The following is a 15,709-nucleotide window of genomic DNA, read 5'->3' on the forward strand; positions in this document are numbered from 1 at the left end:
TCGGGACGGGAGAAGAAACTTTCTCCCTTCGACTTCGCTCAGGGCAAGTCAAGGCTTTTTATGTTCTTTATCTCAGTATGTTAAGATATTATGTGATTAATTATCAATGCTAAATTGCTAATTGTTACAATAATTGCCCAAAGCAATTATAACCTCTTAAGGTGGTTATTGCGGCGGGGCTCACCTCTTCCCATCCCGAACAGAGTAGTTAAGCCCGCCTGCGCAGATGGTACTGCAGTTATGTGGGAGAGTATGTCGTCGCCTTTCTTTGAAGAATCCTCATCATTTATTTGATGAGGATTTTTTGCGTTTACTTAATTGAATTATTTATCCTGTTTTAGGGACCAATCCAAAAACTTGGGTGCGATAAAAATTAAGCATAAATATTAGTTAGTCTAAAGAGAAAGAATTCTATATTTTTCAGTCCTCTGAATTGAGATCTAAAAGCTTTTATTTTAGCAGTGAAGGATTCCGCCGAAGCATTCGTACTTTGTTTTCAATATTTGATTCTTTTGTTGTATTACGGGATAAAGTAACACATGTTTCGTTATAGCTAAGTAACATAATACAATTCAATCATGTTCTACATTTCTGATATTGCATATAAATGTTTTGCTATTCTCTCATTTCTAATTCCTTTTTCTAAAATAATTATATGATTTTCTTTTTAAGGTATATTTTGATAATTGGTTTAATCTTTTCTATGAGATTATCCTTTTGTAGTTGTAATAACTCTTCAGATAAATAATTATTATCAAATGATTTGTGTATAGTATTTTTCATTGTAATATTTTTCAATGATTACTTTATTTTTATTGATTTAAATTTTAAATGTAATCTTTCATAATGTAATTAGTGGTTCCTATATTTTTAAGCGCTTATATTTTTTTAGATTTGACATTAACCGAGTTAAGAGAAGATTAATTTATAGGTTTTAAGTTTTGTTCCGTTCAATTTTTAAACATTAAATTGTATTTTTGGTAAACTATATAAAAATATAATATGAAAAGAATTATTTTGTTTATGACATTTATTATGTCTTTAAACTTACAAGCTCAACAACGACCAAAATTAGTGGTAGGTATAGTGGTAGACCAAATGAAAATGGAATATCTATATCGTTTTTCAGATGATTTTTCTGCGAATGGTTTTAAAAGATTGATGGATAATGGCTATACTTTTCACAATATGCATTATAATTATGTACCTACTTATACTGCACCGGGACACGCGAGTGTTTATACTGGAACTACTCCATCTAATCATGGTATTGTAGGAAATGATTGGTTTAATAAAGCTACCGGAAAAGATATGTATTGTACTGATGATGCTTCAGTTAAAATAATTGGCGATGGAACAGAGAAAGAAGGAGCCATGTCTCCAAAAAATTTGTTAACCACAACCATTACCGATGAGTTGCGAATGGCAACAAATTTTAAAGGAAAAGTAATTGGGATGAGTATAAAAGACCGTGGAGCAATTTTACCTGCGGGTCATTTTGCTAATTGGGCATTTTGGTACAGTAAAACTGGAGCTTTTATCTCAAGCACTTTTTATGGTTCAGCATTACCGAATTGGGTTACGGAATTTAACCAAGAAAAACGATACATGAATTACATCAATAAAGGATGGAATTTATTGAATCCTATAGCTACTTATAATGAAAGTCTTCCAGATGATAATCCTTATGAAGGAAAGTTAGATAAAGCTAATGCACCAGTTTTTCCATACGATTTAAGTAAAATGTATAAAGAAAAAGGAGCCGATATTTTGAGAACTACCCCTTTTGGGAATGATATTTTGGCAGAATTAGCCATGAAAGCTATAGAAAAAGAAGAGTTAGGTAAAGATGAAATTACGGATTTTTTGACGGTTAGTTTTTCTTCAACGGATTATGTTGGACATACTTTTGGACCACGTTCAATGGAGTTACAGGATACTTATTTGCGTTTAGATCAGACGATGGCTCAGTTTTTAAACTATTTAGATAAAACGGTTGGAAAGGATAATTACTTGCTTTTTCTAACTGCTGATCACGCTGGTGCTGAAAATCCAAATTATCTAAAAGATAATAAATATAATGTGAAGAATATTCCTTCGAAAGACATTGTAGAGGCATTAAAAAAATATTCTAACGAAACTTTCGGCGCTGATTTAATATTAGATTATTCTAACTTTAATCTTTTTTTCAATAAAGAAATTATTAAACAAAAAGGTTTAGAATTAGCAAATGTAAAGCAAAGTTTTAAGGATTTTTTGATGACGCAAGAACAAGTTAAAAGAGTGTATACTGAAGAAGAAATTTTAGCTTCGTCAGGAGATGACTATTTTTTAAGTTTTATTTCTAAAGGCTATGATCCTAAACAAAATGGTGATATTGTTATACTTGATAAAACAGGCTATATGCAATATCAAGCCACAGGAACTACTCATGGTTCACCAAATAGTTATGATACACACGTGCCTTTGCTTTTTTATGGATGGCAAGTTCCAAAAGGAGAATTGCACATTAAAAAATTCATTACTCAAATAGCACCAACCCTTTCACAAATGTTGAAAATTCCGTTTCCTAATGGAACTGAATCTGAAGTTTTAGATACGCTGTTAGATAAGAAATAATAGTATTGCCTATTATTAAAAAATCCCATTCGCAGAGGCGAATGGGATTTTTTATTTATGCTGTTGTTGCTGGAACTGGCAGCGGAATTTGATTTTTTAATAAATCTTCAAAGGTTTCATGCGCTCTTATTAAATGCCCTTCACCATTCATCCATAATACTTCGGCCGGTTTGTATCTAGAGTTATAGTTGGATGCCATAGAGAAACAATAAGCTCCTGCATTTCTAAAAGATAAAATATCACCTTCTTTTATTTCAGCAATTTTTCTGTTATTAGCAAAAGTATCGGTTTCGCAAATATATCCTACCACAGAGTAGAAACGTTCTTTCCCTTTTGGATGTGATATGTTTTCGATATGATGTTGTGAGCCATAAAGCATTGGTCTAATCAAATGGTTAAAACCACTATCTATCCCTGCAAAAACAGTTGAAGTAGTTTGTTTAACTACATTTACTTTAGCCAAAAAGAAACCTGCTTCACTTACTAAAAATTTCCCAGGTTCAAATATTAATGTTAATTCTTTCCCGTATTCAGTACAAAAGGCATTGAATCTTTTTGATAATTTTTTACCTAATTCTTCAATGTCAGTTTCGATATCATCTTTTTTATAAGGTACTTTAAATCCACTTCCAAAGTCTAAGAATTCAAGGTTTTTAAAGTTTTTAGCGGCATCAAATAATATTTCGGCAGCATATAAAAATACTTCGATATCTAAAATATCAGAACCGGTATGCATATGAATTCCCACAATGTTCATTTTAGTATTTTCAACAATACGAACTAAATGAGGTAATTGGTGAACAGAAATGCCAAATTTACTATCAATATGACCAACAGATATATTTGCATTTCCTCCGGCCATTACGTGCGGATTTATTCTGATACATACAGGAACATTTGGGTATTTTGTACCAAATTGCTCTAATATGGATAAGTTGTCAATATTTATTTGAACTCCCATCGCCGATACTTCTTCAATTTCTTCAAGAGAAACACCATTTGGTGTATAAAATATTTTGTCTGGGTCGTAGCCGGCATGAAGTCCTAATAATACTTCTTGAATGGAAACAGTATCTAATCCTGACCCCATTTCTTTCAATAATTGAAGTATAGCAACATTTGACAAAGCCTTCATTGCATAATTGATGCGCAACTTATCTACCTTTGAAAAAGCTTTCGTTAATCTGTTGTATTGAGATTGTATTTTTTCGGCATCATAAACGTATAATGGACTGCCAAATTGTTCTGCTAATTGTACTAAGTCTCTTGATTGCATAATTATTAATTTTGAGCAAATTTATTATTCTTTATTTAGTTCCACAAGCTAATAGATGAATTCTAACAAATTCTAACAAAAAGTTATAAATCAAACATTTATTTGAAATTTTATAAAAAAATAACCCTTGACAAATTTTTCTATCAAGGGTTATAAAATGTTATTTAAACCTATAAGTTGGGTAAATCGCCATTTCCTTTGGTAGGTAAATTGGTATAACCCATCAAGTATTTATCAACTTCTCTGGCAGCTTCACGACCTTCAGATATTGCCCATACAATTAAAGATTGTCCTCTTCGCATGTCACCAGCAGTAAATATATGAGGAACATTAGTTTGATAATTAGTCGCTTTAAAATTGCTTCTCATATCAATTTCTAATCCTAATTGATCGCTTAAAGTTTTCTCCGGACCTGTAAATCCAAGTGCCAATAAAGCTAAATCACAAGGCCAAATTTTTTCAGATCCTTCTTTTTCTATCAGTTCAGGTCTTTGTCCAGGTGTCATTTTCCATGCCACTTCAACGGTTTTTAAACCAACAAGTTCTCCTTTTTCATTAGAAATAAATTCTTTGGTATTGATTAGCCAGTTTCTATTACAACCTTCTTCATGTGAAGAAGATGTTTTTAATTGCAGTGGCCAAAATGGCCAAGGAGTAGTTTCACTTCTTCCAACTGGTGGTTTTGGTAAAATCTCAAAATTAGTAACTGATTTTGCACCGTGTCTGTTTGAAGTTCCAATACAATCTGAACCTGTATCTCCACCACCAATAACGATAACATCTTTACCAGTTGCTTTAATTTGATTTGGAATGGATTCTCCGTACAATACTTTAGTTTGTTGCGTTAAAAAGTCCATAGCCTGAACAACTCCTTTACTTTCTATTCCTTTGGTTGGCAAGCTTCGTCTTTCGGTTGCACCACCACATAATACGATAGAATCAAATGAATTTAATTCTTCAACACTATAGTTTACGCCAACATTTACATTAGTTTTAAAAGTAATTCCTTCAGCTTCTAAAACAGCAACACGTCTGTCGATAATTCCTTTTTCTAATTTGAAATTTGGAATCCCATAACGTAGTAATCCACCAATGGCATTGTCTCTTTCAAAAACCGTAACAGTGTGTCCTGCACGATTTAATTGTTGTGCAGCCGCTAAACCAGCAGGGCCAGAGCCTATTACAGCTACTGTTTTTCCTGTTCTAACTTCTGGTGGTTGTGGTTTAATCCAACCTTCAGCGAAACCTCTTTCGATAATGTTTTTTTCAATATTCTCGATAGCTACTGGCTCGCTTATAATTCCTAATACACATGATTTTTCACATGGAGCAGGGCATAAACGGCCTGTGAATTCTGGAAAGTTATTGGTTGATTGTAATATTTTCAATGCACTTTCCCATTCTTCCTCATGTACCATATCATTAAAATCTGGTATCAAATTTCCTAATGGACAGGCACTGTGGCAAAATGGAATACCACAATCCATACATCTGGATCCTTGTTCTTTGATTTTATCTTTGGTTAACGGAATTGTAAATTCATCATAATTCGATACTCTTTCTAGAACAGCAACATTACTTTCGTCGGTTCTAGTATATTCTTTAAATCCTCCTATCTTTCCCATGACTATAGTGCTATTAGTTCTTCAATTTTTTTTTCTTCTGCCAATCTCTGTAATGCTTTTTTGTAATCAGTAGGCATTACTTTGATGAAATGGTTGCGTTGGTTTTCCCAATCTTCTAAAATCCTTTTTGCCAAAGGACTATTGGTATACATAGAATGATTTTTTATCAAACGTCTCAGTTTAGTAAAGTCATCATCTTCCAATGTTTCAAAAGCGACCATTTCCATATTACATAATGTGGCATTGAATTTTTTATTTGGATCAAAAACATAAGCAATACCACCGCTCATTCCTGCAGCAAAATTTCTTCCTGTTTTTCCTAAAACCACAACAGTTCCTCCAGTCATGTATTCGCATCCATGATCTCCAATCCCTTCTACAACAGCTGTTGCTCCAGAATTTCTCACACAAAAACGTTCTCCAGCCATACCATTAATATAGGCTTCACCAGTTATTGCTCCGTAAAGTGCCACGTTGCCAATAATGATATTTTCTTCTGGTTTGAAAGTAGCAGTAGGAGGGACTTTTATAATTAATTTACCTCCAGAAAGCCCTTTTCCTAAATAATCATTACAGTTTCCATGAATTTTAAAAGATAGACCATTTGTTGCAAAAGCACCAAAACTTTGTCCGGCAGAACCTGTAAAATCAACTAATATTGTGTCCTCAGGTAAACCTTGTGCACCATATATTTTTGAAATCTCATTACTCAATATAGCTCCAACAGAACGATCAGTGTTTTTGATATCAAAAGTAACTCTTGTTTTTTCTTTTCTATAAATAGAAGGAATAGCCGCTTTTATAATTTCAAAATCAAGTACATGGTCTAATGCATGGTCTTGTGTAGTCGTATTGTGGTTTGGAACTTCTTTAGCTTTTTCTGGTTTATATAAAATAGTAGATAAATCTAATCCACTTGCTTTATAATGCTTGATGGCTTTATTGACATTCAATTTTTGAGATTGTCCCACCATTTCTTTTAATGTTCTAAATCCAAGTTGTGCCATGATTTCTCTCAACTCCTCAGCAATAAAATACATAAAGTTGATGATGTGTTCCGGTGTTCCTTTGAAATTTTTTCTCAATTCTGGATCTTGAGTTGCAATACCTACAGGACACGTATTCAAGTGACACGCTCTCATCATAATACAACCAGATGCTACTAATGGAGCGGTTGCAAAACCAAATTCTTCAGCTCCAAGTAATGCAGCGATAGCAACATCACGCCCTGTTTTCAATTGTCCGTCACATTCTAAAACTACACGACTTCTTAAATCATTTAGAATTAATGTTTGTTGTGCTTCTGCTAATCCAAGTTCCCAAGGAATACCTGTATGTTGCAGTGATGTTAATGGTGCAGCTCCAGTTCCTCCGTCGTATCCTGAAATCAAAATCACGTCGGCTTTTGCTTTAGCAACACCGGCTGCGATTGTTCCAACACCAACTTCAGAAACTAACTTAACGTTAATACGTGCTTCACGATTGGCATTTTTTAAATCAAAAATTAATTGTGATAAATCCTCAATAGAATAAATGTCATGGTGTGGTGGTGGTGAAATTAATCCAACATAAGGTGTTGAATTTCTAACTTCAGCAATCCAAGGCACTACTTTTTCTCCAGGTAATTGTCCACCTTCTCCAGGTTTTGCACCCTGGGCCATTTTTATTTGAATCTCTTTGGCATTTGTCAAGTAGTTGATTGACACTCCAAATCTTCCAGAAGCAACTTGTTTAATGGCACTATTTCTAGAATCTCCATTTAAGTCTTTTTGGAAACGTTTAGAATCTTCTCCACCTTCTCCAGAATTACTTTTTCCACCAATTCTGTTCATTGCAATGGCTAGATTTTCATGAGCTTCTTGGCTGATAGATCCATAAGACATGGCTCCAGTTTTGAATTTTTTTACAATTTCTGTCCAAGGTTCTACTTCGTCTATTGAAATAGGATCTAAGTTATTGAATTCAAATAAACCTCTGATGGTCATCAAATTTTCACTTTGATCATTGACCATTTTAGAGTATTCTTTATAACTCTCAGGGCTGTTTAGACGTACAGCTTGTTGTAATTTAGAAATGGTCGTTGGATTAAACATATGTTTTTCTCCAGATCTTCTCCATCTGTAAATACCCCCAATTTCTAAAGGCAATAAATTGCTGACTTTTGAATTTGGAAATGCTTTTTGGTATCTTTTCTTGATTTCTTTTTCGACCTCCATTAGTCCAATTCCTTCAATTCTTGAAGGAGTATATGGGAAATATTTAGAAGTGAATGTTTTGTTTAATCCTAAAATTTCAAAAATCTGTGCCGCTCTATACGAATGTAAAGTAGAGATACCAATTTTGTTCATGATTTTCAGAATCCCTTTTGCGATAGCTTTGTTATAATTTTTAATAGCATAATCTGCTTTTATACCAGTGATAAAACCTTGGTTAACTTGGTTATGAATGATTTCATTTACCATGTAAGGATTTATTGCGCTTGCTCCGTAACCAAATAATAGGGCGAAATGATGTGGTTCGCGTGGCTCAGCAGATTCAATTATGATTCCAAATTTAGAGCGAACTTGTAGAATATTAAGCGAATGATGTATGTAAGAACAAGCTAGTAACATTGGTATTGGAGCCATTTTTTCGCTTACACCTCTGTCAGATATGATCACGATATTACATCCTTCTGAAACTGCTTTAAAAGTCGCTTTAACTGCTTTTTCCAAAGCACGTTCTAGTCCATTTACTCCTTTTTTGATATCGTATAATGTAGAAATAGTGACTGATTTGAAATCAGCATGGTTAATATTTCTTATTTTATCTAAATCCTCGTTTGAAATTACAGGATTCTGTATTTTTAATTTTTTACAATGCTTAGGCTCAATATCAAAAATATTAAAATCTCCACCAATCGCTAAACTGATATCAGTAATGATTTCTTCACGAATACCATCCAATGGTGGATTAGTAACCTGAGCAAATAATTGTTTGAAATAGTTGTATAAAAGTTGTGGTTGATCTGATAAAACAGCTAGCGGTGTATCATTACCCATAGAACTTAATGCTTCTGCACCTTCAGCTCCCATTGGGTTTATGATTGTTTTTAAATCCTCTATTGTGTAGCCAAACAAACGTTGTCTCGTTTCGAAATCAATATTTTCCGTAGGAATTGGATTGTCAGTATAAGGTATTTGTGCTAATTGTAGTAAATTTTCATCCAACCATTGTTTGTAAGGACGTTTGGTAACAATCGCATTTTTAATCTCATCGTCTTCAATGATACGGCCTTCATTCATGTCAACCAAAAACATTTTTCCTGGTTCTAAACGACCGTGTTGAATCACATCTTCGGGTTTGATGTCAAGAACACCAATCTCTGAAGACATAATTACAAAACCACTTTTAGTCAATGTATAACGAGATGGACGTAATCCATTTCTATCCAATAAAGCACCAATAACGTTACCATCTGTAAAAGGAATAGAAGCTGGTCCGTCCCATGGTTCCATGATGCATGCATTGTATTCGTAAAACGCTTTTTTGTCTTCCGACATGGTTTGGTGTTTTTCCCAAGCTTCAGGAACAACCATCATCATTGCTTCCGGTAGAGAACGACCTGTCATCAATAACAGTTCAATTACCATATCCATAGAAGCCGAATCTGATTTTCCTTCTAAAATAATAGGGAATAATTTTTTGATATCGTCACCAAAAACATCACTTTTCATCAGTTCTTCACGAGCACGCATACGGCTAATATTACCGCGAAGTGTATTGATTTCGCCGTTGTGACACATATAACGGAAAGGTTGTGCTAATTCCCAAGATGGGAATGTATTGGTAGAAAAACGTTGGTGAACCAAAGCTAATCTGGTTACCAAGTCATCATCTAGCAAATCAGTATAGTATCTACTTATGTCTTCCGGCATTAACAAACCTTTGTATATAATGGTTGTAGTGGAGAAACTTGAAAAATAAAATCTGTAACTTTCTGAAATTCGTGAATTTCTGATTGTATGCTCAGCAATTTTTCTTGCCGCAAACATTTTGGCGTTAAATTGTTGTTCGGTAAGATCTAATCCATTTTTACCAACAAATACTTGTTTTACGGTAGGTTCCTTTTCGGCAGCGATTTGTCCCAAATTAGAAACATCCACAGGAACATCTCTCCATCCTAGAATTTCTAAATTTTGATCACGTACTGATGTTTCAAAAGTTGTTTTACAAAAAGCTACTTGGTTTGGGCTTTTTGGCATGAAAACCATTCCTACAGCATATTGTCTAGCTTCTGGAATTTCAAAATCACATACTTTCTTAAAAAAATCATGAGGGATATCAAATAATATTCCAGCACCATCTCCTGTTCTGCCATCTGAACTCACAGCACCACGGTGTTCTAATTTGATTAGAATGTCTAGTGCTTTGTGTATAATATCATTTGATTTAATTCCATTCAAATTACAAATGAATCCTGCTCCGCAATTGTCGTGTTCAAATTCGGGCAAATAAAGGCCTTGTTCTTTAACTTTCATGCTTAATATTTTTTTACAAAATTAAAGATTTAGTAACATATAATGGGCTTTAAAGTTAAAAACACCTTGTTTTTACAGTTCTAATAGAAAAAGGTTAAATAAATCATAATAATAAGATTTAAGGACATCTGATTTGATTTTTCGATAAAAACAAAATGAAATTTGAGCGGTAAATCCAGTAATTTTGATAGAAATGTTTTACTGATGATTTTTGTTTGAAATTTATAACAAATTAGTAATTAATTTTTATATTTTTTATAATTTCATCCCAGATATTATTGAGTTTAAAATATCTAAATTTAGACACCATTTAAATTAAAAAAAAAATAACAGTTAAGTTTAATTTTGCTATTTTTGTGCCACTTTTATTCTGAAATAAATTCAGAATCCAGACAAATTCTATATTATGAACATACACGAATATCAAGGAAAAGAGATTTTAGCTAGCTACGGAGTTCGCATTCAACGCGGAATCGTTGCTAATAGCCCAGTAGAAGCGATTGCAGCTGCCAAACAATTAACTACCGAAACTGGTACAAGTTGGTACGTTGTAAAAGCCCAAGTTCATGCAGGTGGACGTGGAAAAGGTGGTGGAGTTAAACTTGCCAAAAATTTACAACAAGTAGAAGAGATTTCAGAGCAAATCATCGGAATGCAATTGATTACACCTCAAACTTCCGCTGAAGGTAAAAAAGTACACAAAGTTTTAATTGCTGAAGATGTTTATTATCCTGGTGAAAGTGAAACTTCTGAGTTTTATGTTTCTGTTTTATTGAATAGAGCTACAGGTCGTAACATGATTATGTATTCTACTGAAGGTGGAATGGATATTGAAGAAGTTGCAGAACACACTCCACATTTAATTTTTACTGAAGAAGTTGATCCTTCTGTTGGATTACAAGGTTTTCAAGCAAGAAGAATTGCTTTTAACTTAGGTCTTTCTGGAAATGCTTTCAAAGAAATGGTAAAATTCATCGATTCTTTATACAATGCTTATATAGGATCAGATGCTTCGATGTTTGAAATCAACCCGGTTTTAAAAACATCTGACAATAAAATTATGGCTGTAGATGCTAAAGTAAATATCGATGATAATGCTTTATACAGACAAAAGAAATATGCTGACATGCGTGACGTTCGTGAGGAAAACCCTATCGAAGTTGAAGCAAAAGAAGTAGGTTTAAACTATGTAGATCTTGACGGTACTGTAGGATGTATGGTGAACGGAGCTGGTTTAGCGATGGCAACCATGGATTTAATCAAGTATGCTGGTTTTGAGCCTGCTAACTTCCTTGACGTAGGTGGAACTGCTGATGCAAAACGTGTTGAAACGGCTTTCCGTATTATCTTAAAAGATCAAAACGTAAAAGCAATTTTGATTAATATTTTTGGTGGAATCGTTCGTTGTGACCGTGTGGCGCAAGGAGTTGTTGACGCTTATAAAAATATGGGTGATGCAATTAAAGTACCAATCATTGTTCGTTTACAAGGTACAAATGCAGCTATTGCAAAAGAATTAATTGATAATTCAGGAATGCCAATTTTATCAGCTGTTGAATTTCAAGAAGCTGCTGATCAAGTAAAAGCAGCACTTTCTTAATTAGAAAAATTGTTATATATTTTAAAAAATCCTGAGTGAAAGCTCAGGATTTTTTTGTTTTACTAGTAGATTATTTGTTTTTTGAAATCTATTTTTAAGGAACGTGTTTTTTTATGACTAGAATTTTTAGGACCTAAAAGTCATAAAATAAATAAAAGTATAAATAATACTGACTTACAACCGTTACCTTTACTATTGTATAAAAAACCTTTTTTAAATATTATGAAACTTCATTTGCAAAATAATTTTATAGCCGAGTTACCTGCTGATACGAGTGATATCAATATGCCAAGGCAAGTGCAACAAGCTTGTTATTCGTTTGTTTTGCCAAAAAAACCTTCAAGTCCTTCGCTAATTCACGCTTCAATTGAAGTGGCTAATGCTATTGGTCTTTCTCAGGAAGATATACTTTCAACTGATTTTTTAAATACTTTTTCAGGGAATATCGTTTATCCGGAGACAAAACCTTTTGCCTTGTGTTATGCTGGTCATCAATTTGGGAATTGGGCGGGGCAATTAGGAGATGGTCGCGCCATCAATCTTACTGAAGTACTTCATGAAAATAAGACATATACTTTACAGCTAAAAGGAGCAGGACCAACACCATATTCTAGAACTGCAGATGGTTTTGCCGTATTGCGTTCTTCCATTCGAGAACATTTATGTGCCGAAGCGATGCATTATTTGGGAGTTCCTACGACACGTTCGCTTTCACTAATGCTTTCCGGCGATCAAGTGTTGCGTGATGTTTTGTATAATGGAAATCCTGCGTACGAGAAAGGTGCTATTGTTTGTAGAGTGGCTCCTTCCTTTATCCGTTTTGGAAGTTTCGAAATGTTTGCTTCCCGAGAAGATCATGTTAATCTCAAATTATTAACGGATTTTACGATCAAACATCATTTTACTCATATTAAAAAAGAAGGTGCCGAAAAATATCTGGCCTTTTTTCAAGAAGTTACTCAAACTACGCTCAAAATGATTGTGCATTGGCAACGTGTTGGTTTTGTTCATGGCGTTATGAATACCGATAATATGTCCATTCACGGTATCACTATTGATTACGGACCTTATGGTTGGCTGGAAGATTATAATTCCGGCTGGACGCCAAATACAACCGATAATCAACATAAAAGATACCGTTTTGGCAATCAACCTGAAATTGCGCTTTGGAATTTATATCAATTAGCCAATGCTTTGTATCCTTTGATTCAAGAGGCTAAACCGCTGGAAACTATTTTAGATGCTTTTAGTACGGATTACGAAAAGGAGTATTTAAATATGATGCAAAATAAACTTGGTTTCCAAATCAAAAAAGAACAAGACGCAATTTTAATTCAGAGCTTGACTCAATTACTGGAACGAGTAGAAACGGACATGACTATTTTCTTTAGAAATTTAAGTAATGTAACCAAAACTAATGCTGTAATAAACGCTTTCAGTATCATAAAAGATGCTTTTTATAATGAAAAGGATTTGAATGAAACAATATTGAAAGATTGGCACGATTGGTTTGAGAAGTACACCATTCGAATCAATGAAGAAACACTTTCTGATTCTGAAAGAAAAGAGCAAATGAATACCGTGAATCCAAAATATGTATTGCGAAATTACATGGCGCAGTTGTGTATTGATGACGCGGACAAGGGAGATTATTCGTTGCTGAACGAATTATTTGAAATGCTTAAAAACCCGTATGATGAGCAACCAAATTTTCAAAAATGGTTTGCCAAAAGACCAGATTGGGCCAGAGATAAAGTTGGATGTTCTATGTTGAGCTGTAGTTCTTAATGTTTTTATGATAAAGTATTATACAAAAAATCCTGAATTCTCATTCAGGATTTTGATATTGTATTAGTTTCCAATTTCTTGAATCACATCCGATTCATATATTTTGAAACCTGTATTATTTATTTGAGCAATCTTCAAAAGTGCTTTAGCTACTGTTTTACCTTCAATGGGTTTGTACTTTTTCAAGTTTCCAAGGAACAAGAAGGAAAGTGTTCTCATAAAAAACGCACCAACTTTTTCTCCAAATCTGAATTCAGTTCGGTTTCCCAAAAGAAGTGAAGGTTGTAATACAGCAACACTTTCAAAATTACAATCTTTAAGAAAATCTTGAATTTCTCCTTTTGTTTTCAAATAGAAATTTCCAGAATTTACATCAGCTCCAAGCGAGGATATAATTAAAAATTGTTTGACTCTATTTTGCAATGCAAAAGCAGCAAACTGTCGAGGATATTCAAAATCTACTTTTCTAAACGCTTTTTGACTTCCCGCTTTTTTGATTGTAGTGCCTATAGTACAAAAGAAATCATCACCAACGACTAATTCTTTATAGGTTTCCAGCTTGTCAAAATCAACGATGTATTGTGTCAATTTTGGATGCTTTATTCCAGTATCTCTCTTGACGAAAGTGATTACTTTAGCGTAATGTGAACTTTCCAAAAGTAAATTCAATAATTCGGAGCCTATTAAACCGGTGCTACCAATAATCACTGCCGTTTTCACAGTTATGATTTTTTATTCTTACCGAAATTAAATTTCACTTTCTCCACTACTTGAATTTTTGGAGTTCCTTTTGAGAATTGTTTTTTGAACGGTTTCTTAGCAGCAGGTTTCGATTTTGAAGGACTTTCATCACCTCTTGATCTTTCTTCGTCTCTTGGTTTTGCTTTAAATTCTGTTCTTTCTGAAGCGCCTTCTTTTACAGGAATTTGAGCTTTGTGTTTAGCTAAAACATCATTTGGATTTTTTGGATTTTCTTTCGTTCCACGCAAGTGAATTACTAATCCGTTTAGGAAGTTACGTAAAACTTGGTCACCACATTCCATATAATTTTCATGTTTTTCATCACGAAAAAAAGCACCTAATTCTGATTTAGTGATTCTAAAATCCACTAATTCTAATATTTCAACTATTTGATCGTCACGTAACATTAAGGCTACACGAAGTTTTTTAAAGATATCGTTGTTTGTCATCATATTCTAATTTTTTACAAAGGTACGGTTTAAAAGCAATTGGACCACAATTTTAGATTCAGAATTGGTTTTGATTCAGAAGGTGAATTATGGTATCCAAATCTTCTTTTTTATGATTGGCAGTAATTACAATTCTGTTTAAATCTTTAGTGTCTGTTGGGTATTTAAAATTAGTTACTATAATTTTATTCGCAGTGAAAATATCATTTATACCTACGATTTCCGGATAAATTAGTGGATAATTTGAATCAAAATGAATCGCTTTGTTTTTAATCAAATTTACATCTATATATTGAAGATTGTCTTTTAGTTTTTGATGCTGTTGCAAATAAATATTGTCCGCATCAGCCATTGTCTGTACAAATGCAGCATTCATTCCGGCACTGGAAACAAAAGTGTCGTGACTTGCCATTTGATTAATAAACTCAGAATCACTGGCAATTACACCTCCTGTCAATCCAAAAGCTTTTCCTAATGAAGACACCATGATTTTCCTTTTAATATTGGGAAGATTGATAGTCGAAAAAATTCCGCAACCATTTATTCCTAAAATCCCAAGGGAATGTGATTCATCAATAACCAAAGTAATTTCTTTATTGGACGGAATCGAATTTAGAATTGTAAGATCGATTGGTTTTATATGAAATGAAGGAACCGAATCCGTTAGAATCGTAATTTTTTTAGTGGCGTTATCCAGCAAACGAGGATTTAATTTTTCTCCAATAAAAAAAGGAAGACTGTTTTGTGCTTTGATGGCAGTATGCGTATCCGGAAAATGATAAAAGTAATCGGTTTCAGGTGTTAATGCTTCAATAACTAATTTCCCCGCCAGCATACCGGAAGAAAGGGTAAGTGTAGCATCTGCTTTGATGTAATTAGCTAAAAATTGTTCACCTTTTTCGTAGGCGGTTAGCTGAATATTGGCACTTCTCGAACTTCCATAAGCCGTTCCCCATTGTAAAATGTTTTTGATGAGCAGTTTTTGAAATTCGGGATGCGTTGGTAAACCCAAATAGGCTGTTCCTCCAAAATAGAGGTATTCTTCGTTGTCTATTTCAATTATTCGATCTGGAAATTGGCTGACTTTCATT

At 33.6% G+C, this 15,709-nt stretch carries 9 protein-coding genes and 1 rRNA gene; 4 read left to right on the plus strand and 6 right to left on the minus strand.

The genetic code is table 11. The features are described from left to right. Positions 1–157 precede the first annotated feature (157 nt). Together rrf and pafA are read left to right on the plus strand one after the other, a co-directional pair. A 5S ribosomal RNA gene (gene rrf, locus ACNQF6_RS04985) occupies positions 158–267 on the plus strand. A gap of 735 nt (positions 268–1,002) precedes the next feature. Continuing rightward, the gene (gene pafA / locus ACNQF6_RS04995) at positions 1,003–2,619 is read left to right on the plus strand and encodes an alkaline phosphatase PafA (RefSeq protein WP_417963820.1); all 1,617 of its coding nucleotides are present in this window, start codon (positions 1,003–1,005) and stop codon (positions 2,617–2,619) included. 55 nt (positions 2,620–2,674) lie between these two features. On the opposite strand, the gene lysA is transcribed toward pafA, so the two are convergent. The 3 genes from lysA to gltB all read right to left on the minus strand — a co-directional run bounded on the left by lysA (position 2,675) and on the right by gltB (position 10,040). Continuing rightward, positions 2,675–3,895, minus strand: a complete 1,221-nt coding sequence (lysA, locus tag ACNQF6_RS05000; protein WP_417963822.1) for a diaminopimelate decarboxylase — start codon at positions 3,893–3,895, stop codon at positions 2,675–2,677. A 170-nt stretch (positions 3,896–4,065) separates the two neighbouring features. Then, a complete protein-coding gene (locus ACNQF6_RS05005; RefSeq protein ID WP_417963824.1) occupies positions 4,066–5,520 on the minus strand; it encodes a glutamate synthase subunit beta in 1,455 nt (484 codons plus the stop codon). Positions 5,521–5,522: 2 nt separating this feature from the next. Beyond that, positions 5,523–10,040: a glutamate synthase large subunit gene (gltB, locus tag ACNQF6_RS05010; RefSeq protein ID WP_417963826.1), complete on the minus strand. Its 4,518-nt coding sequence runs from the start codon at positions 10,038–10,040 to the stop codon at positions 5,523–5,525. A 406-nt stretch (positions 10,041–10,446) separates the two neighbouring features. On the opposite strand from gltB, the gene sucC reads away from it, so the two are divergent. Both sucC and ACNQF6_RS05020 read left to right on the plus strand, forming a co-directional pair. Further along, positions 10,447–11,640, plus strand: coding sequence for an ADP-forming succinate--CoA ligase subunit beta (gene sucC / locus ACNQF6_RS05015; protein WP_417963828.1), 1,194 nt, complete (start codon positions 10,447–10,449; stop codon positions 11,638–11,640). A gap of 219 nt (positions 11,641–11,859) precedes the next feature. After that, on the plus strand, positions 11,860–13,428 hold the full coding sequence (locus ACNQF6_RS05020) for a protein adenylyltransferase SelO (protein WP_417964477.1): 1,569 nt from the start codon (positions 11,860–11,862) through the stop codon (positions 13,426–13,428). 63 nt (positions 13,429–13,491) lie between these two features. On the opposite strand, the gene ACNQF6_RS05025 is transcribed toward ACNQF6_RS05020, so the two are convergent. From ACNQF6_RS05025 to ACNQF6_RS05035, 3 genes are read right to left on the minus strand one after another with little or no spacing between them, the layout of a single operon-like run. Further along, the gene (locus ACNQF6_RS05025) at positions 13,492–14,148 is read right to left on the minus strand and encodes an NAD(P)H-binding protein (RefSeq protein ID WP_417963830.1); all 657 of its coding nucleotides are present in this window, start codon (positions 14,146–14,148) and stop codon (positions 13,492–13,494) included. A 2-nt stretch (positions 14,149–14,150) separates the two neighbouring features. After that, complete coding sequence (locus tag ACNQF6_RS05030; RefSeq protein ID WP_417964479.1) at positions 14,151–14,618, minus strand: DUF1456 family protein; 468 nt, start codon at positions 14,616–14,618, stop codon at positions 14,151–14,153. A 58-nt stretch (positions 14,619–14,676) separates the two neighbouring features. Further along, positions 14,677–15,708 (minus strand): aminotransferase class I/II-fold pyridoxal phosphate-dependent enzyme, encoded by a 1,032-nt coding sequence (locus ACNQF6_RS05035; protein WP_417963832.1) that lies wholly within the window; start codon positions 15,706–15,708, stop codon positions 14,677–14,679. Position 15,709: the final 1 nt, after the last annotated feature.

Source organism: Flavobacterium pasteuri (genome assembly GCF_048286615.1).
GTDB lineage: Bacteria > Bacteroidota > Bacteroidia > Flavobacteriales > Flavobacteriaceae > Flavobacterium.

Excerpts from the sequence above, each read along its gene's own strand:
- pafA (WP_417963820.1), top strand. The coding sequence starts at position 1,003 with ATGAAAAGAATTATTTTGTTTATGACATTTATTATGTCTTTAAACTTA.
- lysA (WP_417963822.1), bottom strand. The coding sequence starts at position 3,895 with ATGCAATCAAGAGACTTAGTACAATTAGCAGAACAATTTGGCAGTCCA.
- ACNQF6_RS05005 (WP_417963824.1), bottom strand. The coding sequence starts at position 5,520 with ATGGGAAAGATAGGAGGATTTAAAGAATATACTAGAACCGACGAAAGT.
- gltB (WP_417963826.1), bottom strand. The coding sequence starts at position 10,040 with ATGAAAGTTAAAGAACAAGGCCTTTATTTGCCCGAATTTGAACACGAC.
- sucC (WP_417963828.1), top strand. The coding sequence starts at position 10,447 with ATGAACATACACGAATATCAAGGAAAAGAGATTTTAGCTAGCTACGGA.
- ACNQF6_RS05030 (WP_417964479.1), bottom strand. The coding sequence starts at position 14,618 with ATGACAAACAACGATATCTTTAAAAAACTTCGTGTAGCCTTAATGTTA.
- ACNQF6_RS05035 (WP_417963832.1), bottom strand. The coding sequence starts at position 15,708 with ATGAAAGTCAGCCAATTTCCAGATCGAATAATTGAAATAGACAACGAA.